This window comes from Roseovarius ramblicola, assembly GCF_042430665.1.
GTDB classification, from domain to species: domain Bacteria; phylum Pseudomonadota; class Alphaproteobacteria; order Rhodobacterales; family Rhodobacteraceae; genus Roseovarius; species Roseovarius ramblicola.
The window spans coordinates 142,264-161,650 of record NZ_JBHMEC010000015.1 but is presented as its reverse complement, the minus strand read 5'-3'; the positions used below and the strand labels follow the sequence as shown (position 1 = coordinate 161,650).

Genomic DNA, 19,387 nt, shown 5'->3' with positions numbered 1-19,387 from the left:
CGGGCAATCAGGAAGAGGTAAACATGAAAAAAACCGTATTTCTGGGCGCTCTGACCGCTGCCGGCCTTGTCGGCGGTGCGGCGGCTGCGGCCACGCTCGACGACGTGAAGGCGCGCGGCACGCTCAACTGCGGCGTGACCACCGGTCTCGTCGGATTTGCCGCGCCCGATGCCAACGGGGTCTGGGAAGGCTTTGACGTGGCCGTGTGCCGCGCCGTTGCCGCTGCCATTCTGGGCGATCCGACCGCTGTCGAATTCGTGCCGACCACCGGCAAGACGCGCTTTACCGCGCTCGCCTCGGGCGAGGTCGACATGCTGGCGCGCAACACCACGCACACGTTCACGCGCGACGTCGATCTCAAGTTCGACTTCGTCGGCATCAACTACTATGACGGCCAGGGCTTCATGGTGCCCAAGGCGCTGGGCGTAAGCTCGGCCAAGGAGCTGGACGGCGCGACCGTCTGCATCCAGACCGGCACCACCACCGAGCTCAACCTCGCGGATTTCTTCCGCAAGAACAACATCAGCTATGAGCCTGTGCCGGTCGAGACCAACGCCGAAGGCCAGCAGCAATACCTGGCCGGCGCGTGCGACACCTACACCACCGACCGCTCCGGTCTGGCGGCGACGCGTGCTGCGTTCGAGAACCCGGGCGATCACGTGATCCTGCCGGAAACCGTCTCGAAAGAGCCGCTCGGCCCGCTGGTGCGCCATGGCGACCATGAGTGGGAAGATGTGGTGCGCTGGACGCTGAACGCGCTAATTGCCGCCGAAGAGCTGGGCGTGACCAGCGCCAATGTCGAAGAGCTGGCTTCCGGCCCGACCAACAGCCCGGAAATCAACCGTCTGCTTGGCACCGAGGGCAATCTCGGCGAGATGATGGGGCTCGACTCCGATTGGGCCGTGCGGGCCATCGCCGCCGGGGGCAACTACGGCGAGGTGTTCGCCAAGCACATCGGCGAGTCGACGCCGGTCGGTCTTGACCGCGGCCTGAACGCGCAGTGGACCGATGGTGGCCTCCTGTACTCGCCGCCGTTCCGGTAAGACAAGAAATGACGAAGGGCGCGGGACATCCCGCGCCCTTCGCGCCTGACGGATCTCAAAAAATCGGCCCACGGCGTGCGCGCCGACAAAAAATCCGGGTCGAAGAACAGGGAAATCCCAGATGACAACGATGACCGACCCTCCACAGGCGTCGTTCCGGCTGTCGCAGTTGATCTACGACACGCGGTATCGCTCCTATACGTTCCAGTTCATCGCGCTGATGCTTCTGATCGCGCTGATGGCCTATCTCGGTGCCAACCTGGTGACGAACCTGGCCGAACAGGGCCAGAACATCGCCTTTGGCTTCCTGGCGGAGCCGTCCGGCTACGACATCAACCAGCGCCCGATCGAGTATGACAGCCAGTCGAGCCATTTGCGGGCCTCGTTCGTCGGCGTGCTCAACACCCTGATCGTGGCGTTCCTGGGGTGTCTGACCGCGACCATCCTGGGCGTGATCGCGGGCGTGCTGCGGCTGTCGCCCAACTGGCTGGTGCGCAAGCTGATGGCCGGGTATGTCGAGGCGTTCCGCAACGTGCCGGTGCTGATCTGGATCCTCGTCATCTTTACCATCATGACGGCGGTCATGCCGGCACCGAGCGCGTTCCGGGGCGACACCCCCGATGCGACGATGCTGTTCGGAGCGTTCGCCTTCACCAACCGCGGCATCTACGCTCCGATGCCGATCTGGGAACCGGGGTCGCTCGTCGTGGTGCTGACCTTTCTCGCGTCGATCGCGGGGGCGATCTATTACCGTCGCTATGCCACCAAGCTGCTTTACGACACCGGCAAGCTGCTCCCGATGGGGTGGCCGTCGCTGGTGATTCTCCTTGTTCCCACGATCCTCGTATTTTTCGTGATGGGACAGCCGATCTCGCTGGATTACCCCAAGCTTGAAACGTTCAATTTCCAGGGCGGCATGCAAATTCGCGGATCGCTCATCGCGCTGTGGTTCGCGCTGGCGATCTACACCGGTGCCTTCATCGCCGAGAACGTCCGCGCGGGCATCCTCGCGGTGAACCGCGGCCAGACCGAGGCGGCGGCGTCGCTGGGCCTGCGTCCGGGGCGGATCATGAACCTCGTGATCCTGCCGCAGGCGCTGCGGGTGATCATCCCGCCGGTGATCTCGCAATATCTCAACCTCACCAAGAACTCGTCGCTGGCCATCGCCGTGGGCTACATGGACGTGACCGGCACGCTGGGGGGCATCACCCTCAACCAGACCGGGCGCGCCATCGAATGCGTCCTGATGCTGATGCTGTTCTACCTGACGATCAGCCTCGTCATCTCGGGTGTGATGAACCTCTACAACAACTCCATTGCGCTGAAGGAGCGGTGAGCCATGTCGAAGGATGATATCGCCTTTCACCGCACGCACATGCTGCCGGAGGCACCGCCGCCGGCGACCGAGACCGGGGTGATCAAGTGGCTGCGCGAGAACCTGTTCTCGTCGGTGCCCAACGGCCTGCTGACGGTGGTGACCGCCTATGTCGTCATCAGCCTGTTGATGGCGGCGGCACCGTGGTTCCTCAACGGCATCTGGGACAGCCCCAGCCTCACCGCCTGCCGCGAGATGCTCGACGGGCGCACGGGGGCCTGCTTTGCGGTGCTGACCGAGCGCTGGAACCAGCTCCTGTTCGGGTTCAAGTATCCCGACGAGCTCTACTGGCGGCCGACGCTGGCCTTTGTCCTGCTGTTCGTGGCCATCGCGCCGGTGCTGTTCATCAAGTTTCTGCCGCGGCAATTGCTGATCTTTACCGGGCTCTATCCGTTCATCGCCTACTGGCTGATCTGGGGCGGCTCGATCGTGGTGCCGATCATGGCGCTTCTGGGTGTGGTGGCGGGCGTGCTCGTCTATCGCCGCACCCTGACCGTCAGCGCCGGCGTTGCGGTACTCGCCGGGATCGCCGGGGCGCTGGTATTCTGGTGGCTGGCCGGGTTCGTGACCGCGAACATGGCGGGTGTCATGGCGCTCGAGCCGGTGCCGTCGCGCGATATGGGCGGCTTCATGATCAACCTGATGCTGGGCGTGGTCTGCGTGTCGCTGTCGCTGCCGTTCGGCATCATGCTGGCGCTGGGGCGGCAATCCTCGATGCCGATCATCAAGTGGATCTGCGTGGTCTTCATCGAGTTCATCCGCGGCGTGCCGCTGATCACGCTGCTGTTCGTGGCGAACGTGGTGCTGGCCTATTTCCTGCCGCCGGGCACGACATTCGACCTGATCCTGCGGGTGATCATCATGATCACGATGTTCGCCTCGGCCTATATCGCCGAGGTGATCCGGGGCGGGCTCGCCGCCCTGCCGCGCGGTCAGTACGAGGCGGCCGACAGCCTCGGGCTGGATTACGCGCAGTCGATGCAGTTCATCATCCTGCCGCAGGCTCTCAAGATCTCGATCCCGGGCATCGTGAACGTCGCCGTGGGCCTGTTCAAGGATACCACGCTGGTCTCGGTCATCTCGATGTTCGACATCGTCGGCATGATCCGCGGTCCGATCCTCGCCTCGTCGGAATGGAACGGCGTCTACTGGGAGCTGTTCGGCTTTGCCGCGCTGCTGTTCTTCATCACCTGCTACGGCATCTCGCAATATTCGCAATGGCTGGAGCGTCAGCTTCAGACCGATCACCGGTAAGGAGGGTCAGGGACATGGCCGCTGAAACACAACTGAAGGTCTCGGACCAGGTCGCCGTCGAGATCAGCAACATGAACAAGTGGTACGGCGCGTTCCACGTGCTGCGCGATATCGACCTGACCGTCTACCAGGGCGAGCGGATCGTGATCGCGGGGCCCTCTGGTTCGGGGAAATCGACGCTGATCCGCTGTATCAACGCGCTGGAAGAGCATCAGAAGGGCTCGATCTCTGTCGATGGCACGGTGCTGTCGAACGACATCAAGAACATCGACCGGATCCGCTCGGAGGTCGGGATGGTGTTCCAGCATTTCAACCTGTTCCCGCACCTGACGATCCTGGAGAACTGCACGCTGGCACCGATCTGGGTGCGCAAGACGCCCAAGCGCGAGGCGGAGGAAACCGCGATGCATTTCCTCACCAAGGTCAAGATCCCCGAGCAGGCCGACAAGTATCCCGGTCAGCTCTCGGGCGGGCAGCAGCAGCGGGTTGCGATCGCGCGCAGCCTGTGCATGAAGCCGCGGATCATGCTCTTTGACGAGCCGACATCGGCGCTAGACCCGGAGATGATCTCGGAGGTGCTCGACACCATGATCGAACTCGCGGAGGAGGGCATGACCATGCTTTGCGTGACCCACGAGATGGGCTTTGCCCGCAAGGTGGCGAACCGGGTGATCTTCATGGACCAGGGCCAGATCGTGGAGCAGAACGAGCCCGAGGAGTTCTTCAACAACCCCAAGAGCGAGCGGACCAAGCTGTTCCTGAGCCAGATCCTGGGGCACTGAAGCATGTTGCTCAAAAGTGGGAACCGGTTTTGAGCTCCTCGAACATGCGGCATTAACATGGTTGAGCGGGCAGGGGGCGCTGCCCCCGTCGCGCGGGGCGCGCGACTCCCCCGGGATATTTGGGGCAAGATGAAGGGGCGGTCCGGCGGGCCGCCCTTTTGCTGTCAGACCCAGACCGCCTGCCGGGTGCGCAGGCTGTGGATGGCGGTGCGGAGGTCGTCCGTGATGGGGCCCTCGCGCGGGGCGTCGCGCAGCGTGTCGATGAGGGCATCGGGCGGCATCAGGGGCCGGCGCGTCCATGTCAGCGCGGCGAGGAGGCTGCGGGCGCGTTCGGGCAGGCGGTCGGGGATGTCGATATCGTTGAGCGTGGCCCAGACGCCGGACCACAGGCGGGCGACGCTCCAGGGGTTGTAGCCACCGCCGCCGAGGACCAGCAGGCGGGGTGCGAGGGGGCGCAGGGCCGCGACGGTGGCCCAGTGGGCGTTGTTGGAGAGCGCGAGGCGCGAGAGCGGGTCCTCGGCCACCGCGTCGGCCCCGCATTGCAGCACGATGGCCTGCGGGCGCATCGCCTGAAGGGCGGGCAGGATCACCTCGTGCAGTGCCATGGTATAGCCGCTGTCATTGGTGCCGCGCGGCAGCGGCAGGTTGATGGCGTGACTGCCTGCGCGGTCGTCGAGCGCGCCTGTGAAGGGCCAGCGCCGCGCCTCGTGGGTGGAGATCATCAGCACGCGCGGCTCGCCGTGAAACGCGGCTGCCACCCCGTCGCAGTGATGCGCGTCGATGTCGACATAGGCGACGCGGGTGAGGCCCTGCGCCAGCAGCGCCTTGAGCGCGAGCACCGGGTCGTTGAGGTAGCAGAAACCCGCCGCCCGGTCGGCCATGCCGTGATGGGTGCCGCCGCCGGGGTTGTAGGCCACGCCGCCCCCGGCGATCAGGTCGGTGGCCAGCAGCGACCCGCCCGCCGCAGTGGCCGGGCGGCGGAACATCTCGGGAAAGACCGGGTTGGAGAGCGTGCCGAGGTGGTGGCGGGCGCGGGTCATGGGGGTGACGCGCCCCTCGGCCTCGGCGCGCTCAAGGGCGGCGATATAGGCGGGGGTGTGCCATGCGGTGAGCGCCTGCGGCCGCGCGCGGGGGCTGTTGATATATTGCGACGCGGGCAGCCAGCCCATGGCGCGACAGAGGTCGATCACCGTCGGCACCCGCGGGATCGAGAGCGGGTGGCCTGCGCCATAAGACGAGCCGCGGTAGATGTCCGAGCCGATGAAGCGCGGGGCGGTCATGGGGTGTCGGTCAGCTCGCGCGGGATGACGAAATGCTGGACGCGACCGGTGCCGGGCCGGAGGTCGCGCCAGGTGCCGTTGCCGAACGCCGCCACGAGGGTCGCGCCGGTGGGGTAGTCTTCGAACCGGTCGTGATCGGGCGGGGTGGCGGTGAGGGAGGCCGCGAATTCGGCGATGCCGGGGTTGTGGCCGATCATCAGCACCGTGTCGCCGCTTGCGGCGCGCAGCAGATCCAGCATCTCGGGGGGCTCGGCGAGGTAGAGCGCGGCGTGAAGCTCTGGTGCGCGGGGCAGGGCGAGGCGTGCGCAGGTCTCCTGCGTGCGGGTGGCCGTGGAGCAGAGGATTTCATCCGGGGCGAGATCATGGGCGCGCAGCCATGCCCCGAGTGCCGTGGCCGCGCGGCGGCCGCGCTTGTTGAGCGGGCGGTCGTGGTCGGGCAGGGCCGGGTTGTTCCAGTCCGATTTGGCGTGGCGCATCAGGATCAGGCGTTTCATCGGAAATATCCCATGTGAAAGGCGGATTGCGCCTCGGTGCGGTGCGCGCCACTGCTGATCGGGCAGGCGCGGCGCACGGCGCAGCCGCGCGCCATGCAGTCGTTGCCGGGCCGGTCGAGATCGGATTTGCAGGCGGCGACGTCGTAGTCATCCGGTGCCAGTGCGCCGACCGGGCAGGCGGTGCGGCAGGGCTGGCCCGCGCAGGTGTCGCAGGGGCGCGGCGAGGCCGGGGGCAGGTCGAGCCGGTACGGCAGGGCGAGCGCGCCGCGATAGGAGAGCATCAACCCCTCCGTGTCGTGCACCAGCAGCCCCACCGGCGAGGGCCAGGCCCGCCCGCTGCGGCGCGCCCAGCCGGTGAAGGGCGGCCATGGCGGACCGCCGAACGGAAACACCGCGCGCGCGTCGAGGTCGCGGGCCAGCGCCCCGATCACCCGGCGCGACCAGCGGTCGAGCGGGTCGGGCGCGCCGTCGGCGAATTCGGGCGCGGCGGTGACATGCGGCCAGAAACCCGGCCCGCCGGGGCCGAGCAGCACGAGGCTCGTGCAGCCCGGCACCTCGTCCGGCGCGAGGTGCAGCGCGCCGAGCACGCCGAGGTGGTGGGCCTGCGCCGTGGCGGCGATGTCGGCGATGTCGGGCTGCGGGGCCATCACCCTGAGCTAGGCCGGGGCCGGATTCGTCAAGGCAGACGGATCTGCGCGGATGAGCGAGCCGGCGCCGTGCTCGGTGAACAATTCCAGCAGCGTGGCGTTGGGGGCGCGCCCGTCGAGGATGACCACCGCGCGCACCCCGCCGGCGATGGCGGCAAGCGCGGTCTCGGTCTTGGGGATCATGCCGCCGGCGATCACGCCCTCGCGGGTGAGCGCGCGGATCTGCTCGGGTGTGAGCTCGGTCACGACGTGGCCCTCGGCATCGAGTACGCCGTCGGTATCGGTCAGGAGCAGCAGCCGGTCGGCGCGCAGCGCCGCGGCGATGGCGCCGGCGGCGGTGTCGCCGTTTATGTTGTAGGTCTCGCCATCCGGCCCGCCGCCCAGCGGTGCGATGACCGGGATCACGCCCGCGTCGAACAGCGTGTGCAGGATTGCGGTGTCGATCGCCGACGGCTCGCCCACGAGGCCGAGATCGGTGCTGGCGGGGGTGCAGGTGATGAACCCGGCATCCTTGCCCGAGAGCCCGGCCGCGCGCCCGCCCTGGCCGCCGATGGCCTGCACGATGCGCTTGTTGACGGTGCCCGAGAGCACCATTTCCACCACCTCCATGGTGGCGGCGTCGGTGACCCGCTTGCCGCCCTTGAAATTCGAGCGGATATCGAGCCGGGCGAGCATCTCGTTGATCATCGGCCCGCCGCCATGGACGATCACCGGGTTGACGCCCACCTGCCGCATCAGCACCACGTCGCGGGCGAACTCGGCCATCGCCTGCGCGCTGCCCATGGCGTGACCGCCCAGCTTGATGACCACGATGGCCCCGGTATAGCGTTGCAGGTAGGGCAGCGCCTCGGAGAGGGTGCGGGCGGTGGCGATCCAGTCGCGGTTCATGTCTCGGGCCTTCATTCCTGTCTCCGGGGTCACGCGCCCGCACTTGTTAGCCGCTGCGCCGGGGCGTGCCAAGGGCCGTTGATCCGGGGCGGTGACGGGCTATCTGATCACGATCTGGGGGAACGGGAATGACCGCGACGCGCACCTTGCTTCTGACCGGCGCGAGCCGGGGGATCGGCCACGCCACCGTGCGCCGCTTCAACGCGGAGGGGTGGCGCGTGATCACCTGTTCGCGCCACCCGTTTCCCGACGAATGCCCCTGGGGTGGCGGCGCGGCGAACCATATCCAGATCGACCTCGCCAGCCCCAATGACGTGATCGAGAAGGTCGAGGTGATCCGCGGAATGCTGGGTGGCCGTCTCGACGCGCTGGTGAACAATGCCGGAATTTCGCCGAAAGGGCCGGAGGGCGGGCGGCTCAACACGTTTGACACCGATTTGCGGACATGGGGCCATGTGTTTCACGTCAATTTCTTCGCCTCGGTGGTGCTGGCGCGCAGCCTGAAGGACGAGTTGGCGGCGGCAAAGGGCGCGGTGGTCAACGTCACCTCGATCGCGGGGGCGCGGGTGCATCCCTTTGCCGGGGCGGCCTATGCCACGTCCAAGGCGGCGCTGGCGGCGCTGACGCGCGAGATGGCGCATGATTTCGGGCCGCTGGGCGTGCGCGTGAACGCCATCGCGCCGGGCGAGATCCGCACCGACATCCTGTCGGCGGGCACCGAGGAACTGGCCGACACGATCCCGATGCGCCGCCTGGGCGAGCCGGGGGAGGTGGCCGACACGGTGTATTTCCTGTGCACGTCGCCCTCGGCCTATATCTCGGGCACGGAGATCGAGATCAACGGGGCGCAGCATGTGTGAGGGGGAGTTTTGGCCTGGAGGGGACGTTCACCCATCCGGTGATGAGCCGCGCGAGCGCCAGCCCGCGGGGTGGCGATGCAACGCCTAGGCTATCGCGATTTATTCCTGAGTTCCCGACAGAGATCAAAGCTTTGCGCCAACGTCACCCAATCGCCAGCCCGGGGGGCGGGTCATGCCGGAGGCATGCCTTCGGCATGACCGCTCGCGCGGCGGCGCGCAAGCGCGCCTTGATTCCGCGCGGGGTGGGTGGCGAATGGCAGGTATAGGCCAACAGCCCCCTCACCCCTCCGCGCCCAGCGCCGCGATGGTGGCGCGCAGGGTGGCTAATCCCTCGCCCTTTTCCGAGGACGTGAGGATCAGCTCGGGGTAGGCCGCCGGGTGCGGCGCGAGGCGGTCGCGGACCTGCGCGAGCACGGTGTCGCGGGAGCCTGCGCCGATCTTGTCGGTCTTGGTCAGCACGCATTGGAAGGGCACGGCGGCGCGGTCGAGCAGGGCCATGATCTCCTCGTCCACCGGCTTGATCCCGTGGCGCGCATCGACCAGCACGAAGGCGCGGCGCAGGCTGGCGCGGCCCGAGAGATAGGTCTTGAGCAGCGCCTGCCATTTGCGCACCACGGCAAGCGGCGCGTTGGCATAGCCGTAGCCGGGCAGGTCCACGAGATAGTGGCTTTTGCCGAGGGTGAAGTAGTTGATCTCCTGCGTGCGCCCCGGCGTATTGGAGGCGCGCGCCAGTGCCTTGCGCCCGGTGAGCGCGTTGATGAGCGTGGACTTGCCCACGTTGGAGCGGCCCGCGAAGCAGACCTCGGCGCGGTCGTCCGGCGGCAGGCCGGACATGGCCACAACGCCCTTGAGGAAATCCACCTCCCCGGCGAAGAGCCTGCGCCCGGCCTCGGCGTGCTCGGTGTCGGGCGGTTCGGCCTCGGGGAAGGGCAGGCGTTGCATCACAGCACCTCGATCCGGTCACCGACGGCAAGCGCGCCGCCGCGGGTCACCTCGGCATAGATGCCGAAATCCTGCGCGCCGCGGGTGCTGTTGAGCGCCCCGAGCGTGTCGAGGTCGCGGACCCCGGTGCCGGGGTTGGCCGTGGTTGCCATGCAGCGGCGGATCGGCTCGCGCACCCGCAGCTCCGCCGCGCCGATGCGCAGGGTGTGGCCGACGAGGCCGGATTCGGCCCAAGGCTCCAGACCGTCGAGATGGATGTTGCAGCGCCAGCGGAGCGGCGACAGGTCCGCCCCCATGCGAGTGGCCAGATCGGCGTTGGAGGCGAGGTTGAGCAGGCTCACGGACGGGTAATCGGTATCGGTAAACCCGCGCCCGTCGAGCCGGACCAGCCGCGCCGGGCGGGCGCGGTCCGGCGGCAGCAGGGGGGCCACCCAGTCGAGGAACGCGCGCGCGTCGCCGTCGCGGTCGGGGTCAAAGGTCAGGTCGGGGCGGTCCGGGTGGCTGAGGATCACGCGGCCGGCGGCCTCGTCCACCCGCGCGTGGATCGCCATCAATGCGGGTGCCTTGGCCCCGATGGAGAAATTCGCGCACGGGGCCCATGCGCCCTCGGTCAGGCGGGCCAGCTCGTGGGCGACGGCCCAGCGGCGGTCCCACGGCATGGCCTGCCCCTCGGTCAACGTCACGGCGGCGAGCGCCTCGCGCCCATGGCCCTTGACCGGGTGGCGCCAGAGGGCACTGACCCGCGCCGTCACTTCTTCTTGCCCGGGTCGGGGGTGGGCTTGTCGCGCTTGAAGCTAGACTTGATGTTGCCGAACACGTCGGGCTTGTGCCCGTGGCTGCGCATGATCGCGTATTGCTGGGTGAAGGTGATCATGTTGTTGGCGATCCAGTAGATCACCAGCCCCGAGGCGAAGCTGCCCAGCATGAACATGAACACCCACGGCATCCAGGCAAAGATCATCTTCTGCGTGGGATCGGTCGGGGTCGGGTTGAGCTTCTGTTGCAGCCACATCGAGATGCCGAGGCAGAGCGGCAGGATGCCGATGAAGATCAGCGCCAGCACCGAGCCGGGCTCGGGCGCGGCCCAGGGCAGCAGGCCCCAGAGATTGTAAAGCGACGAGGGATCGGGGGCCGACAGATCGCGGATCCAGCCGATCCACGGCGCGTGGCGCAATTCCAGCGTGACGAAGATCACCTTGTAGAGCGAGAAGAAGATCGGGATTTGCAGCAGGATCGGCAGACAGCCCGCCGCCGGGTTGACCTTTTCCTTCTTGTAGAGCGCCATCATCTCCTGCTGGAGCTTCTGGCGGTCGTCGCCGGCGGCCTCCTTGATCTTCTCCATCTCTGGCTGAAGTTCCTTCATCTTGGCCATCGAGACGTAGGATTTGTAGGCCAGCGGCAGCACCAGCGCCTTGATCGCGAGGGTGAGCGCGATAATCGACCAGCCCATGTTGCCGATCATCTGGTGAAGCCAGTGCAGCGCCGCGAAGATCGGCTTGGTCAGGAAGAAGAACCAGCCCCAGTCGATCGAGTCGAGGAACCGGTCCACCCCAGCCTCGTTCTGGTAGGCGCGGATGGTGGCCCATTCCTTCGCCCCGGCGAACAGGCGGCTGTCTGCGGCGACGGTTTCGCCGGGGGCGACCTTGCGGGTCTGCTGCACGGTCTCGGTCTGGAAGATGCCGCGTTGCGGATCGTGTTTGGTGACCGCCTTGAAGGGCGTGCCCGGCGCGGGGATGAGCGTGGTCATCCAGTAGTGATCGGTGAAGCCGAGCCAGCCGCTCTCGGTGACCTGCGTGACCTCGGCGGGCGCGCCCTCGCTCGGGTTGAGGGTGTAGTCCTCGACATCGTCGTAGTTGATCTCGGCCAGGGTTCCGTCGGCCATGCCGATGATGCCCTCGTGCAGGATGAAGAAATTCTTCATGTCGGCGGGCCGGCCGTGGCGGGCGATGATACCATAGGGGGCGAGGCTGACCTCGGTGTCACCGCGGTTCTCGACCGACTGGCGCACCGAGAACATGTAATCCTCGTCGATGGATATCTCGCGGCGGAAGGTAAGACCGGCAGCGTTTTCCCAGACCAGCGTGATCGGGGCGCCGGGGCCGAGTGTGCCGCCGCTCTCGACCTGCCAGAGCGTGTTCGGCCCCGGCACCTGATCGGGGGAGAGCCCGGCGCCGGGGGCCCAGCCGTGGAGCGTGTAATAGGGCGTGACGCTGCCCAGCGGCGTGAACAGGCGCACGATCGGAGAGTCAGGCGCGATCGTCTCGCGGTAGTCCTTGAGCGAAAGCTGGTCTATGCGACCGCCCTTGAGCGAGATCGAGCCGGTGAGGCTTGGTGTGTCGATGTCGATACGGGGCACGTCGGCGGCGGCCTCCGAGGCGGTGCCGGTGCCGGTGGCCGCCGTTTCGCCGGCGGCGGGACCGGCGCTCGGGGCGGGGGCGAGCGGGCCGTCGGCCTGCGCCTCTGCCGCCGGGGCGTTGGGATCGGCGGGCTCGGGTTCGGGCGGCGGGAACATCACGAACCAGACGAGGATCACGAGAAAGCTGAGCGCCGTCGCGAGAATGAGATTCTTGTTCTGATCGTCCATACGCCGGGACCCGTCCGTCATGTATCTGCCTTGGGGCGTTCAACAGAGTGAGACCCCAAAGGTCAAGCGGATTCCGGGATCGGGGGTGCGCGGACGGTGAGGGACGGCATCGCGCGGCGACCGGGCGCGGCACCGGTGACGGAGCGCTCAGCCGCCTGCGGGGGCAGGCGGTGGCCCGGTGGCGGCGAGGCTGTCGGCGATCACCGCCCGCGCGCCGCGCGCGCCCGGCTGTGTCTCGAGGCAGAAACCGGAGGCGACGGACAGATTTTCGGCCCCGCGGATGCCGGACAGGCCCGCCGCGGCATGGGATTCGAGCCGCGTTGCGAGGCGTCGCGCCGCCGCCGCGTCGATCCCGCGCGCGCCATCGGGGACCACGCCGAAGCGCCCGCCGCCGAGGCCGAACAGCGCATCCTCCTGCCGCAGGCCGTGCGACAGGCGGTCGAGGCAGGTGGTCACAAGCCGATCGCCCAGCGCGGGCGAGAGCCCGTCGAAGCCCGGAATCGCGAGGGTGATGCACAGCACCGGGTGGCGCGCGCGGCGCGCGGCGCGCAGGCGATGTTCGAGCGTGGCGGCCATGTCCGCCATCTGGCCCGGCGCGGCGCTGTGCCGCCGCTTGCGGCCGCCGGTGGCGATCCTGCGCGGGATCAGCATCAGCGCGAAGGGCAGCCCGAGCGCCAGCGCGGCGGGGCCGAACCACGCGAACGCGAGCCCCAGCGCCAGCGCGAGGACCAGGAGCTGCGGCCCGCGCAGGGCCGCGAGCGCGCTTCGCAGGGCATGCTGTGGCTGGTGCATGGTAACCTCCGTCATCCGGGCGCATCCTGCGCGCGCGGGGTTAACGAAGCGTTGGCATCTCTGGCTCTTTTGCCGCGGATTTTAGCGAATCGCGGGCAAGTCCGGCGAAATCGAACAGCGCGGGATCGAGCAGGTGCGAGGGCCGCGCGTTCATCAGCGCGCGGAACATCTTTTGCCGCCGCCCCGGGTGGTTGGCCTCCCACTGGTCGAGCAGGCGCTTGACCTGCTGGCGCTGGAGCCCGTCCTGCGAGCCGCACAGGTCGCAGGGGATGATCGGATAGTCCATCGCGCGCGAGAAGCGCTCGCAATCGGCCTCGGCGACATGGGCGAGGGGGCGGTAGACGAACAGGTCGCCTTCTTCGTTGACGAGCTTGGGCGGCATGGTGGCGAGCCGCCCGCCATGGAAGAGGTTCATGAAGAAGGTTTCGAGGATGTCGTCGCGGTGATGGCCGAGCACGACCGCCGAGCAGCCCTCTTCGCGGGCGATGCGATAGAGATGGCCGCGCCGCAGCCGCGAGCAGAGCGCGCAGTAGGTGCGGCCCTGCGGCACCTTGTCCATGACCACGGAATAGGTATCGCGGTACTCGATCCGGTGCGGCACGCCCATGCGTTCGAGAAAGGCGGGCAGGACGGTGGCGGGAAAGCCTGGCTGACCCTGGTCGAGATTGCAGGCGAGCAGATCGACCGGCAGCAGGCCGCGCCATTGCAATTCGTGCAGCACCGCGAGCAGGGTGTAGCTGTCCTTGCCGCCCGAGAGGCAGACGAGCCATCGCGCCCCCTTCTCGACCATGCCGTATTGCTCTACCGCCTCGCGCGTCTGGCGCACGATGCGTTTGCGCAGCTTGCGGAATTCGGTGCTGGCGGGCGCGCCGTGAAACAGCGGATGGATATCGTCGGTGGCATCGGTCATGTCCCGCGCTTTAGGGCCTATCGGGGCGTCGGGCAAGGGTGGCGGTGGCACCCCGCATGTTGAGGCGGAAATCGCGCGAGCCGCAATTTATTGGTGATACCCACAACAAATTGCTTTACACCCCGACCGCGTGACCGCACCATATATTGTATGGGCGGATGGATGCACCTCCGCCCATGGAGCAGGCACCTAGCGTTTGGGGTGCGAAGGCACCCCCGCGCTACAGCATATGAGGCGGCGCCATGGCACTTTCCGAGCACGACCTGAGCGGAGACCTTCACCCCATCGACCTTGTCGAGCACATCGCGGAGCACCACGACTGGGAATTCGACCGTATCGGGGACGATCAGATCGCCATGGCGATCGAGGGCCAATGGCGCACCTACTCCATCACGCTGGCCTGGTCGAGCCATGACGAGACGCTGCGCATGGTCTGTACCTTCGAGATGGAGCCCCCCGAAGAACGCCTGCCGGTGCTCTACGAGATGCTCAACCTGGTCAACGATCAGTGCTGGTCGGGCGCGTTCACCTGGTGGGGAGAGCAGAAGCTGATGGTGTGGCGCTATGGCCTGGTGATGGCGGGCGCGCCGGGGGCGAGCCCCGAGCAGATCGACACGCTGCTGGGCGCGGCGGTGACGAGCGCCGAGCGCTATTACCCGGCGTTTCAGCTTGCCATCTGGGGCGACAGCAGCCCGCGCGACGCCATGCAGGTCGCCATTGCGGAAGCCTACGGTCGCGCGTAAACCTCGGCCCGCAATGAGACCGCGCGGGAGGTGAGGATGACCATGCAAGAGATCGGCGAGCGGGGCCTGGTGCTGCTCGGCTGTGGCAAGATGGGCGGCGCGATGCTGCGCGGATGGCTTGATGGCGGGCTCAGTGCGGCATCGGTGCATGTGGTCGATCCGCACCCGGCGGAGTGGATCGCGGCGGCGGGTGTCAACGTCAACGCCGCGTTGCCGCCCGATCCGGCGATCGTGCTGGTCGCCGTCAAGCCGCAGATGATGGCCGCGGCGCTGCCCACGCTCAATGGCTACGGCAATGGCGGCACGCTCTTCGTCTCAGTGGCGGCCGGCACGACGATCGCCACCTGCGAGGATATGCTCGGCGACAGGACCCCGGTCGTGCGCGCCATGCCCAACACCCCCGCCGCCGTCGGGCGCGGCATCACCGCGATCGTCGGCAACGCCCATGCCACGCAAGCGCATTTCGATGCCGCCGCGGCGCTCCTGAAGGCGGTGGGGCAGGTGGTGCGGCTTGACAGCGAGGATCAGATGGATGCGGTCACCGGGCTGTCGGGCTCGGGCCCGGCCTATGTGTTCCACATGATCGAGTGCATGGCGCGGGCGGGTGAGGCGCAGGGGCTGGCCCCCGGGCTGGCGATGCAACTGGCGCAGGCCACCGTCGCGGGCGCCGGTGCACTGGCCGAGGCCGCCGACGAGACGCCCGCGCAACTGCGCAGGAACGTGACAAGCCCCAATGGCACCACGCAGGCGGGGCTGGAGGTGCTGATGGACGAGGCCACCGGCCTGCCGCCGCTGATGGCGCGCACGGTGGCCGCCGCCGCCGACCGCTCGCGGGAGCTGCGCAATGGCTGAGATCACGTTTGACGATTTCCTCGCGGTGGATATCCGGGTGGGCCGCGTCACCCGCGCCGAGCCCTACCCCGAGGCGCGCAAGCCCGCGATCAAGCTGTGGGTCGATTTCGGCGCGGATCTGGGCGAGAAGAAATCGAGCGCGCAGATCACCGCCCATTACACGCCCGAGGGGCTGGTCGGGCGGCAGGTGCTGGCGGTGGTCAACTTTCCGCCCCGGCAGATCGGCAAGTTCGTCTCCGAGGTGCTGGTGCTGGGGCTGAGCGATACCGAAGGCGAGGTGGTGCTGATCGGGCCGGACATGGATGTACCCGAGGGCGGGAGGCTGCATTGACACGGATTCTCATCACACGGCCCATGCCGGCGCGTGTGCTCGCCGAGGCGGAGTCGCAATTCGAGGTGGAAGTGCGCGACGACAACGCGCCGCTCAAGCCCGGGCAGATGCGCGGGGCGCTCGCGCTCTATGACGGCATCCTGCCGACGCTCGGCGACATGTTCTCGGCGGAGGTGTTCGCGGACGCCGAGGGCAGCCGCTGCCGGATCCTCGCCAATTTCGGGGTGGGCTACAACCATATCGACGTGGCCGCCGCGCGCGCCGCCGGAATCGCCGTCACCAACACGCCCGGTGCCGTCACCGACGCCACCGCCGATATCGCGCTGACGCTGATCCTGATGAGCGCGCGCCGCGCGGGCGAGGGCGAGCGGATGCTGCGCGCCGGGCGCTGGACCGGATGGAATCCGACGCAGATGCTGGGCAGCCATGTGACGGGCAAGACGGTGGGGATCGTCGGCATGGGGCGCATCGGGCAGGCCATCGCCCGGCGCTGCCATTTCGGGTTCGGGATGGAGGTGCTGTATTACAACCGCTCGGAAAAGGCGATTGATATCCCGGCCCGGCAGGTCGCGAGCCTCACTGCGCTGGCGGGGCAGGTGGATTTTCTCGTCGCCGCCGTGCCCGGGGGGCCCGAGACGCAGGGCATCGTCGGGCCCGAGGTGCTGGCGGCGATGAAGCCCGCCGCGCATCTGGTCAACATCGCGCGCGGCGACGTGGTGGACGAGGCGGCGCTGATCGACGCGCTGCGCGAGGGCCGCATCGCGGGCGCGGGGCTCGATGTCTATGCGCGCGAGCCCGAGGTGCCCGAGGTGCTGCGCAAGATGGAGGCCGTCACGCTGCTGCCGCACCTGGGCACCGCCGCGCTGGAGGTGCGCGAGGCGATGGGCCTGATGGCGGTGGAGAACCTGCGCGCCTTCTTTGCCGGGGACGAGTTGCCCAACCCGGTGAATTGAGTATTTTTCCAAGAAGAAACCCGGTGTGAAGCATGATCACCACGTCGTGCTTGACCTTGGTGCACGGCTGCGGTGATCTGGCGGGAAATCCTGGGGGGAGAGGATCATGGTGCAGCCCGCGATCACCGGATCGGGCGTGTTCACGCCGCCGGAGGTGATCACCAACGAGGAGTTGGTGGTGGCCTACAATGCCCATGCCGAGGCGTTCAACGCGGCCCATGCCGGGGCGATCGCGGCGGGCGAGATGGAGGCCAGGGCACCATCGTCGCCGGAATTCATCCTGGGCGCCTCGGGGATCGAGCGGCGGCATGTCATGGACAAGGCCGGCGTGCTCGACCCGCAGGTGATGCACCCGATCCTGCGCGCGCGCGGCGATGACGAGCCGGGGATCATGACCGAGATCGCGCTCGACGCCTGCGGGACCGCGCTGGCGCAGGCGGGGCGCGAGGCGGGCGAGATCGACCTGGTGATCTGCGCCGCCTCGAACCACGAGCGGCCCTATCCCGCCATCGCCATCGAGATACAGCAGGCGCTGGGCGCGGGCGGCTTTGCCTTTGACATGAACGTAGCGTGTTCCTCGGCCACGTTCGGGATACAGGCGGCGGCGGACATGATCCGGTCGGGCAGCGCGCGGCGCGCGCTGGTGGTCAGCCCCGAGATCTGCTCGGGCCACCTGGAGTGGCGCGACCGGGATTGTCATTTCATCTTTGGCGACGTGTGCACGGCGCTGGTGATCGAGGCGGCGGAGGAAGCGAAGGGTGCGCATTTCCGCATCCTCTCGACCCGCTGCGCCACGAAGTTTTCCAACAACATCCGCAACAACAACGGCTTTCTGCGGCGCACGCGGCCCGGCCACATGGCGGACCGGCGCGACATGCTCTTCGTGCAGGAGGGGCGCCGCGTTTTCAAGGAGGTGCTGCCGCTGGTGTCGGCGCATATCCTCGGCCACATGGCGGAGGAAGCGGTGGGCGCGGCGGACCTGCGGCGGCTGTGGCTGCACCAGGCCAACAAGACGATGAACGATTTCATCGGCCGCAAGGTGATGGGCCGGGTGCCCGAGGCGCATGAGCAGCCCAACATCCTGCAGGACTATGCCAACACGTCCTCGGCCGGGTCGATCATCGCGTTTTCGCAGTATTCGGACGACCTCGACCCCGGCGACCGGGGGCTGATCTGTTCGTTCGGGGCGGGGTATTCGGTGGGGTCGGTGCTGGTCGAGCGGGGCTGAGGGCGGCGGCGCTCAGCCGAAGAGCGCGGTCGAGGCGTCGCGCAGCATCGCCACCACCGAGGCGCGGAAGCCCGGCAGCACCAGCGCCGACAGCAGGCCGATATGCAGCACGATGACGGCGTTGAGCGAGGTGCGGAACGGCTCCTTGCGGGTCTTGTGGCGAAACACGCCCTGCCCGGTCTTGGCCCCGAACGCGCCGCCGACGAGGCACAGCGTCAGCAGCGTGCTCTCGGGCACACGCCAGCGCCGGCGGATGGCGCATTGCTTGTCCCACCAGAACAGCCCGAAGGTGGCGAGGTTGAGGGACAGAAGGTAACTGATGGCGAGAGCCAGCGGGGTCATGGCGGCCTGTCGGGTGGCGGGCGGCGCGGGGCCGCGATCAGGGCGGTTGTCAGAGCGATTTGCGCGCCGCGAGCGCCGCGCCGATCGTTCCGTCGTCGAGATAATCCAACTCGCCGCCGATTGGAACACCTTGTGCGAGCGTGGTGAGGGTAACCTGACCGTCGAGTTGATCGGCGATGTAATGCGCGGTGGTCTGTCCGTCAACCGTGGCCCCGAGGGCGAGGATCACCTCGGTCACCTCCTCCTCGGTCACGCGCGCCACGAGTTGCGGGATGCGCAAGGCGTCCGGGCCCACCTGGTCGAGCGCCGAGAGCGTCCCGCCGAGGACGTGATAGCGGCCGCGAAAGGCCTGCCCGCGTTCCATCGCCCAGAGGTCGGCCACGTCCTCGACCACGCAGACCTGGCCGTTGGCGCGTTTGCCGGAGGCGCAGATGTCGCAGATCTCGGTACTGCCGATATTGCCGCAGCGCGCGCATTCGCGGGCGGTGGCGGCGACGGTCTGCATCAGGTCGGCCAGCGGCGTGAGCAGCAGCGCGCGCTTGCGGATCATGTGCAGCACCGCACGCCGCGCCGAGCGCGGCCCGAGGCCGGGCAGGCGCGCCATCATGTCGATGAGGGCGTCAATGTCGCGGGTGCTGTTCAATCGTCGGTCCGTTTCGCGGGCAGATGCCTTCGGCGAGGATATTTCGGGCAAGATGAAGCCCGGCGGGTTCTCAGAACGGCAGCTTCATGTCCTTGGGCAGGCCCATGCCCTCGGTGATCCGGCCCATCTCTTCCTGCGCGCGATCGCTGGCCTTCGATTGCGCGTCCTTGATGGCGGCGAGGATCAGGTCCTCGACCACCTCCTTGTCGTCGGAATTGAAGATCGACGGGTCGATGTCGAGCGATTTCAGCTCGCCCTTGGCGGTGCAGGTGGCCTTGACCAGCCCGGCGCCGCTTTCGCCCTCGACCATGATATTGTGCATCTCTTCCTGCAGCGCGGCCATCTTCTGCTGCATTTCCTGCGCGGCCTGCATCATCTTGGCCATGTCGCCCATCTGGCCCAAACCCTTGAACATGGTGTGATCTCCTCTGGATCGGGGCCCGC

At 67.9% G+C, this 19,387-nt stretch carries 22 protein-coding genes; 10 read left to right on the top strand and 12 right to left on the bottom strand.

The genetic code is table 11. The features are described from left to right. The first annotated feature begins 23 nt into the window (after window positions 1-23). From ACFFU4_RS09380 to ACFFU4_RS09365, 4 genes are all read left to right on the top strand, one after another. Entirely contained in the window at window positions 24-1,043 is a 1,020-nt protein-coding gene (locus tag ACFFU4_RS09380; RefSeq protein ID WP_377069386.1) for an amino acid ABC transporter substrate-binding protein, read from the top strand. Between the two features lie 121 nt (window positions 1,044-1,164). Continuing rightward, the gene (locus ACFFU4_RS09375) at window positions 1,165-2,379 is read left to right on the top strand and encodes an amino acid ABC transporter permease (protein ID WP_377069384.1); all 1,215 of its coding nucleotides are present in this window, start codon (window positions 1,165-1,167) and stop codon (window positions 2,377-2,379) included. A 3-nt stretch (window positions 2,380-2,382) separates the two neighbouring features. Continuing rightward, window positions 2,383-3,672, top strand: coding sequence for an amino acid ABC transporter permease (locus tag ACFFU4_RS09370; RefSeq protein ID WP_377069382.1), 1,290 nt, complete (start codon window positions 2,383-2,385; stop codon window positions 3,670-3,672). Window positions 3,673-3,686: 14 nt separating this feature from the next. Continuing rightward, window positions 3,687-4,454 (top strand): amino acid ABC transporter ATP-binding protein, encoded by a 768-nt coding sequence (locus ACFFU4_RS09365; RefSeq protein ID WP_377069380.1) that lies wholly within the window; start codon window positions 3,687-3,689, stop codon window positions 4,452-4,454. Window positions 4,455-4,618: 164 nt separating this feature from the next. Here the strand turns inward: ACFFU4_RS09365 and ACFFU4_RS09360 are convergent, their stop codons facing one another. The 4 genes from ACFFU4_RS09360 to argB are packed head-to-tail and all read right to left on the bottom strand — an operon-like array spanning window position 4,619 to window position 7,778. After that, a complete protein-coding gene (locus ACFFU4_RS09360) occupies window positions 4,619-5,734 on the bottom strand; it encodes an acetoin utilization protein AcuC (RefSeq protein ID WP_377069378.1) in 1,116 nt (371 codons plus the stop codon). Continuing rightward, complete coding sequence (locus tag ACFFU4_RS09355) at window positions 5,731-6,228, bottom strand: SixA phosphatase family protein (RefSeq protein WP_377069376.1); 498 nt, start codon at window positions 6,226-6,228, stop codon at window positions 5,731-5,733. Before ACFFU4_RS09355 ends, ACFFU4_RS09360 begins: the two co-directional genes overlap by 4 nt. After that, window positions 6,225-6,875 (bottom strand): ferredoxin, encoded by a 651-nt coding sequence (locus ACFFU4_RS09350; RefSeq protein ID WP_377069374.1) that lies wholly within the window; start codon window positions 6,873-6,875, stop codon window positions 6,225-6,227. Before ACFFU4_RS09350 ends, ACFFU4_RS09355 begins: the two co-directional genes overlap by 4 nt. A 9-nt stretch (window positions 6,876-6,884) precedes the next feature. Continuing rightward, complete coding sequence (gene argB / locus ACFFU4_RS09345; RefSeq protein ID WP_377069372.1) at window positions 6,885-7,778, bottom strand: acetylglutamate kinase; 894 nt, start codon at window positions 7,776-7,778, stop codon at window positions 6,885-6,887. A gap of 113 nt (window positions 7,779-7,891) precedes the next feature. Here argB and ACFFU4_RS09340 point away from each other — a divergent pair, with 113 nt between their 5' ends. Then, on the top strand, window positions 7,892-8,623 hold the full coding sequence (locus tag ACFFU4_RS09340) for an SDR family NAD(P)-dependent oxidoreductase (protein WP_377069370.1): 732 nt from the start codon (window positions 7,892-7,894) through the stop codon (window positions 8,621-8,623). Window positions 8,624-8,902: 279 nt separating this feature from the next. Here ACFFU4_RS09340 and yihA read toward each other — a convergent pair whose 3' ends face one another. The 5 genes from yihA to ttcA form a co-directional block, all read right to left on the bottom strand. Beyond that, window positions 8,903-9,565: a ribosome biogenesis GTP-binding protein YihA/YsxC gene (yihA, locus tag ACFFU4_RS09335; RefSeq protein ID WP_377069368.1), complete on the bottom strand. Its 663-nt coding sequence runs from the start codon at window positions 9,563-9,565 to the stop codon at window positions 8,903-8,905. After that, a complete protein-coding gene (locus ACFFU4_RS09330) occupies window positions 9,565-10,317 on the bottom strand; it encodes an MOSC domain-containing protein (RefSeq protein ID WP_377069366.1) in 753 nt (250 codons plus the stop codon). The genes yihA and ACFFU4_RS09330 overlap by 1 nt, the downstream gene beginning before the upstream one ends. Continuing rightward, window positions 10,314-12,149: a membrane protein insertase YidC gene (yidC, locus tag ACFFU4_RS09325; RefSeq protein WP_377069721.1), complete on the bottom strand. Its 1,836-nt coding sequence runs from the start codon at window positions 12,147-12,149 to the stop codon at window positions 10,314-10,316. Before yidC ends, ACFFU4_RS09330 begins: the two co-directional genes overlap by 4 nt. A 147-nt stretch (window positions 12,150-12,296) precedes the next feature. After that, a complete protein-coding gene (locus tag ACFFU4_RS09320) occupies window positions 12,297-12,941 on the bottom strand; it encodes a hypothetical protein (RefSeq protein WP_377069365.1) in 645 nt (214 codons plus the stop codon). A gap of 40 nt (window positions 12,942-12,981) precedes the next feature. Beyond that, window positions 12,982-13,851 carry a tRNA 2-thiocytidine(32) synthetase TtcA gene (gene ttcA / locus ACFFU4_RS09315; protein WP_377069363.1) on the bottom strand — a complete coding sequence of 290 codons (870 nt, stop codon included), beginning with the start codon at window positions 13,849-13,851 and terminating at the stop codon, window positions 12,982-12,984. 242 nt (window positions 13,852-14,093) lie between these two features. Here ttcA and ACFFU4_RS09310 point away from each other — a divergent pair, with 242 nt between their 5' ends. The 5 genes from ACFFU4_RS09310 to ACFFU4_RS09290 all read left to right on the top strand — a co-directional run bounded on the left by ACFFU4_RS09310 (window position 14,094) and on the right by ACFFU4_RS09290 (window position 17,958). Continuing rightward, entirely contained in the window at window positions 14,094-14,594 is a 501-nt protein-coding gene (locus tag ACFFU4_RS09310) for a type III secretion system chaperone family protein (RefSeq protein WP_377069360.1), read from the top strand. A 36-nt stretch (window positions 14,595-14,630) separates the two neighbouring features. Next, window positions 14,631-15,446, top strand: a complete 816-nt coding sequence (gene proC, locus ACFFU4_RS09305; protein ID WP_377069358.1) for a pyrroline-5-carboxylate reductase — start codon at window positions 14,631-14,633, stop codon at window positions 15,444-15,446. Beyond that, window positions 15,439-15,777 carry a tRNA-binding protein gene (locus tag ACFFU4_RS09300; RefSeq protein ID WP_377069356.1) on the top strand — a complete coding sequence of 113 codons (339 nt, stop codon included), beginning with the start codon at window positions 15,439-15,441 and terminating at the stop codon, window positions 15,775-15,777. The genes proC and ACFFU4_RS09300 overlap by 8 nt, the downstream gene beginning before the upstream one ends. Beyond that, on the top strand, window positions 15,774-16,730 hold the full coding sequence (locus ACFFU4_RS09295; RefSeq protein ID WP_377069354.1) for a 2-hydroxyacid dehydrogenase: 957 nt from the start codon (window positions 15,774-15,776) through the stop codon (window positions 16,728-16,730). Before ACFFU4_RS09300 ends, ACFFU4_RS09295 begins: the two co-directional genes overlap by 4 nt. Window positions 16,731-16,836: 106 nt before the next feature. Continuing rightward, window positions 16,837-17,958 (top strand): beta-ketoacyl-ACP synthase III, encoded by a 1,122-nt coding sequence (locus ACFFU4_RS09290; RefSeq protein ID WP_377069352.1) that lies wholly within the window; start codon window positions 16,837-16,839, stop codon window positions 17,956-17,958. Between the two features lie 12 nt (window positions 17,959-17,970). Here ACFFU4_RS09290 and ACFFU4_RS09285 read toward each other — a convergent pair whose 3' ends face one another. The 3 genes from ACFFU4_RS09285 to ACFFU4_RS09275 all read right to left on the bottom strand — a co-directional run bounded on the left by ACFFU4_RS09285 (window position 17,971) and on the right by ACFFU4_RS09275 (window position 19,358). Beyond that, entirely contained in the window at window positions 17,971-18,300 is a 330-nt protein-coding gene (locus tag ACFFU4_RS09285) for a DUF1294 domain-containing protein (RefSeq protein ID WP_377069350.1), read from the bottom strand. A gap of 49 nt (window positions 18,301-18,349) precedes the next feature. Next, entirely contained in the window at window positions 18,350-18,943 is a 594-nt protein-coding gene (gene recR, locus ACFFU4_RS09280) for a recombination mediator RecR (protein WP_377069348.1), read from the bottom strand. A 70-nt stretch (window positions 18,944-19,013) separates the two neighbouring features. Next, window positions 19,014-19,358: a YbaB/EbfC family nucleoid-associated protein gene (locus ACFFU4_RS09275; RefSeq protein WP_377069347.1), complete on the bottom strand. Its 345-nt coding sequence runs from the start codon at window positions 19,356-19,358 to the stop codon at window positions 19,014-19,016. Window positions 19,359-19,387: the final 29 nt, after the last annotated feature.

What these genes read in the sequence shown, in the direction of transcription:
- ACFFU4_RS09370 (WP_377069382.1), top strand. Translation starts at nt 2,383, where the DNA reads ATGTCGAAGGATGATATCGCCTTTCACCGCACGCACATGCTGCCGGAG.
- ttcA (WP_377069363.1), bottom strand. Translation starts at nt 13,851, where the DNA reads ATGACCGATGCCACCGACGATATCCATCCGCTGTTTCACGGCGCGCCC.
- ACFFU4_RS09340 (WP_377069370.1), top strand. Translation starts at nt 7,892, where the DNA reads ATGACCGCGACGCGCACCTTGCTTCTGACCGGCGCGAGCCGGGGGATC.
- ACFFU4_RS09375 (WP_377069384.1), top strand. Translation starts at nt 1,165, where the DNA reads ATGACAACGATGACCGACCCTCCACAGGCGTCGTTCCGGCTGTCGCAG.
- ACFFU4_RS09320 (WP_377069365.1), bottom strand. Translation starts at nt 12,941, where the DNA reads ATGCACCAGCCACAGCATGCCCTGCGAAGCGCGCTCGCGGCCCTGCGC.
- ACFFU4_RS09355 (WP_377069376.1), bottom strand. Translation starts at nt 6,228, where the DNA reads ATGAAACGCCTGATCCTGATGCGCCACGCCAAATCGGACTGGAACAAC.
- ACFFU4_RS09380 (WP_377069386.1), top strand. Translation starts at nt 24, where the DNA reads ATGAAAAAAACCGTATTTCTGGGCGCTCTGACCGCTGCCGGCCTTGTC.
- ACFFU4_RS09275 (WP_377069347.1), bottom strand. Translation starts at nt 19,358, where the DNA reads ATGTTCAAGGGTTTGGGCCAGATGGGCGACATGGCCAAGATGATGCAG.
- yihA (WP_377069368.1), bottom strand. Translation starts at nt 9,565, where the DNA reads ATGCAACGCCTGCCCTTCCCCGAGGCCGAACCGCCCGACACCGAGCAC.
- ACFFU4_RS09300 (WP_377069356.1), top strand. Translation starts at nt 15,439, where the DNA reads ATGGCTGAGATCACGTTTGACGATTTCCTCGCGGTGGATATCCGGGTG.
- ACFFU4_RS09365 (WP_377069380.1), top strand. Translation starts at nt 3,687, where the DNA reads ATGGCCGCTGAAACACAACTGAAGGTCTCGGACCAGGTCGCCGTCGAG.
- ACFFU4_RS09360 (WP_377069378.1), bottom strand. Translation starts at nt 5,734, where the DNA reads ATGACCGCCCCGCGCTTCATCGGCTCGGACATCTACCGCGGCTCGTCT.
- ACFFU4_RS09350 (WP_377069374.1), bottom strand. Translation starts at nt 6,875, where the DNA reads ATGGCCCCGCAGCCCGACATCGCCGACATCGCCGCCACGGCGCAGGCC.
- proC (WP_377069358.1), top strand. Translation starts at nt 14,631, where the DNA reads ATGACCATGCAAGAGATCGGCGAGCGGGGCCTGGTGCTGCTCGGCTGT.
- ACFFU4_RS09290 (WP_377069352.1), top strand. Translation starts at nt 16,837, where the DNA reads ATGGTGCAGCCCGCGATCACCGGATCGGGCGTGTTCACGCCGCCGGAG.
- ACFFU4_RS09310 (WP_377069360.1), top strand. Translation starts at nt 14,094, where the DNA reads ATGGCACTTTCCGAGCACGACCTGAGCGGAGACCTTCACCCCATCGAC.
- argB (WP_377069372.1), bottom strand. Translation starts at nt 7,778, where the DNA reads ATGAAGGCCCGAGACATGAACCGCGACTGGATCGCCACCGCCCGCACC.
- ACFFU4_RS09285 (WP_377069350.1), bottom strand. Translation starts at nt 18,300, where the DNA reads ATGACCCCGCTGGCTCTCGCCATCAGTTACCTTCTGTCCCTCAACCTC.
- yidC (WP_377069721.1), bottom strand. Translation starts at nt 12,149, where the DNA reads ATGGACGATCAGAACAAGAATCTCATTCTCGCGACGGCGCTCAGCTTT.